The sequence below is a fragment of the Kitasatospora sp. MY 5-36 genome, from assembly GCF_001182915.1.
In the GTDB taxonomy this organism is placed as follows: domain Bacteria; phylum Actinomycetota; class Actinomycetes; order Streptomycetales; family Streptomycetaceae; genus Kitasatospora.
Window position 1 is genome coordinate 1 of record NZ_LFVW01001010.1, and the last position, 2464, is coordinate 2464.

2 protein-coding genes and 1 pseudogene are annotated in these 2464 nt (G+C 74.2%); 2 read left to right on the plus strand and 1 reads right to left on the minus strand.

Annotated elements, in window-relative coordinates:
- Positions 1-222: 222 nt before the first annotated feature.
- Positions 223-966, plus strand: a complete 744-nt coding sequence (locus AE652_RS39480; protein WP_049660417.1) for a class I SAM-dependent methyltransferase — start codon at positions 223-225, stop codon at positions 964-966.
- Complete coding sequence (locus AE652_RS39485) at positions 963-2024, plus strand: prenyltransferase (protein WP_234348709.1); 1062 nt, start codon at positions 963-965, stop codon at positions 2022-2024. The genes AE652_RS39480 and AE652_RS39485 overlap by 4 nt, the downstream gene beginning before the upstream one ends.
- Before the next feature lie 193 nt (positions 2025-2217).
- Here the strand turns inward: AE652_RS39485 and AE652_RS39490 are convergent.
- Positions 2218-2464: pseudogene (locus AE652_RS39490) on the minus strand (hypothetical protein); the annotation flags it as partial.

A 2464-nucleotide genomic window follows, 5' to 3' on the forward strand; every position in this document is an offset into this window, starting at 1 on the left:
CTACCGCGCGGCGCTCGCCACCGGCGTCGGCGCCCGGGCCCGCTCGGGGCCGGGCTGGCGGTACGTGGCCTAGCCGCCCGCCCGCGGCAGGTCGGTGACGGCCGGTCGGCGGAGGCGGAGCGGTGGCGGCAGGGCGAGCCTGCCCGACGAAGCGTGACGTGCCGGGAGTGGCGTGACGAAGCGTCAAGAACGCTTGGTAGCAATAGGAATGGGAGTCCTGCAGTGCTGACCGTCGATTTCTCGCGCTTCCCGCTCGCCCCCGGCGACCGGGTGCTCGACCTGGGCTGCGGCGGGGGCCGGCACGCGTTCGAGTGCTACCGCCGTGGCGCCAACGTGATCGCCCTCGACCAGAACACCGAGGAGATCGCCGAGGTCAGGAAGTGGTTCGCGGCGATGGAGCAGGCCGGTGAGGCCCCCGAGGGCGCGTCGGCGGTCGCGATGGAGGGCAACGCGCTGGCGCTGCCGTTCGAGGACGAGTACTTCGACAAGATCATCATCTCCGAGGTGATGGAGCACATCCCGGACGACAAGGGCGTGCTCAACGAGATGTTCCGGGTCCTCAAGCCGGGCGGCCTGCTCGCCGTCACCGTGCCCCGCTGGCTCCCGGAGAAGATCTGCTGGGCGCTGTCCGACGAGTACCACGCCAACGAGGGCGGCCACATCCGGATCTACCGGGGCGACGAGCTGCTCGAGAAGCTCAAGGACGCCGGCCTGGAGCCGTACGGCACCCACCACGCGCACGCGCTGCACTCGCCGTACTGGTGGATCAAGTGCGCGGTCGGCGTCGACAACGACAAGGCGCTGCCGGTCAAGGCCTACCACCAGCTGCTGGTCTGGGACATCGTCGGCACCCCGGTGATCAGCAGCCTCACCAGGGCCGCCGAGCGGGCCCTCAACCCGGTGATCGGCAAGAGCTTCGTCGCGTACGCCTCCAAGCCCAACCGCGCGCCGGGCGGGACGGCGTGACGGCCGCCGTCCCCGAGGTGCTGCTGCTCGACGGGGTGCTCGACGCCGAGCAGGCCGCCGACACCGTGCGCAGCATCCTGGCCGAGCAGCGCCCCGACGGCGCCATACCCTGGTTCGCCGGCCACCACCTCGACCCCTGGGACCACACCGAGGCGGCGATGGCCCTCGACACGGCCGGCGAGCACGCCGCCGCCGAGGCCGCCTACCGCTGGCTCGCCGCCGCCCAGAACCCGGACGGCTCCTGGTACGCCGCGTACACCGACGGCGCGGTCACCGACCGGGCCAAGGAGAGCAACTTCTGCGCGTACATCGCGGTCGGGGTCTGGCACCACCACCTCAGCACCGGCGACGACGCCTTCCTGGAGTGGATCTGGCCGGTCGTCCGGCGCGCCCTGGACTTCATCGTCGGGCTGCGGCTGCCCGGCGGCCCGATCGCCTGGCGGGTCGACGGGGACGGCACCGCCACCGACGAGGCGCTGCTCACCGGCTCGTCCAGCATCCTGCACGCGCTGCGTTGCGGCCTGGCCGTCGCCGAGTACCTGGAGGAGCCGCAGCCCGACTGGGAGCTCGCGGCCGGCCGGCTGGGGCACGCCGTCTCCCACCACCCCGAGCGGTTCCTGGACAAGGGCCGCTACTCGATGGACTGGTACTACCCGGTGCTCGGCACCGGCCTGCGCGGCGAGGCGGCGGTGGCCCGGATCGAGCGGGACTGGGAGCGCTTCGTCGTCCCCGGCCTCGGCGTGCGCTGCGTCAGCGACCGCCCGTGGGTGACCGGCGGCGAGAGCGCCGAGCTGGCGCTCGCGCTCTGGGCCATCGGCCAGTCCGACCGCGCGGTGGACATCCTGCGCTGGATCCAGAAGCACCTGCGGCACGAGGACGGCTCGTACTGGACCGGGTACGTCTTCGAGGACGACGCGATCTGGCCGGAGGAGCGCACCACCTGGACGGCCGGGGCGCTGCTGCTCGCGGTGGCCGCGCTCGGCGGGGACCCGGCGACGGTCGCGGTCTTCGGCGGGGAGCAGCTGCCGGCCGGGCTGGTGGTCGCGGACTGCTGCTGAGCCCGGCGCACGCGCGCGGGACGGGGCGCGCGCGGGACGGGCGTACGCGGAGCGGACGTCCGTACGGATCGGGCGCACAGGGCGCACCGCGCGCACAGGGCGCGGAGACGGCGCGTACACGCGGAAGGGGCGGGACCGGAGAACCGGTCCCGCCCCTTCGCGGTGTGCGTCCGCGGGCGTCAGCCGTGCTGTATCAGCCGCGCTGGATGCCCGTGGTGTCGGCCAGCACGCCCTGGCTGCCGTCCGGCAGCTGCGCGACCAGCGCGGCGCCGCGCTGCTCGACGGCCAGGTACCAGGTGCCCGGCACGACCTCGCCGACCGGGGCGCCGGCCGGGTTGTCCTTCGGGGCCAGCTGGCGCGGGGCCGGGACGGCGAACCAGAACGGCTGGAAGTCCGCCGCCGGGGCGGGCGCCTGCTGCGCGGCCGGGACCGGCTGCGGG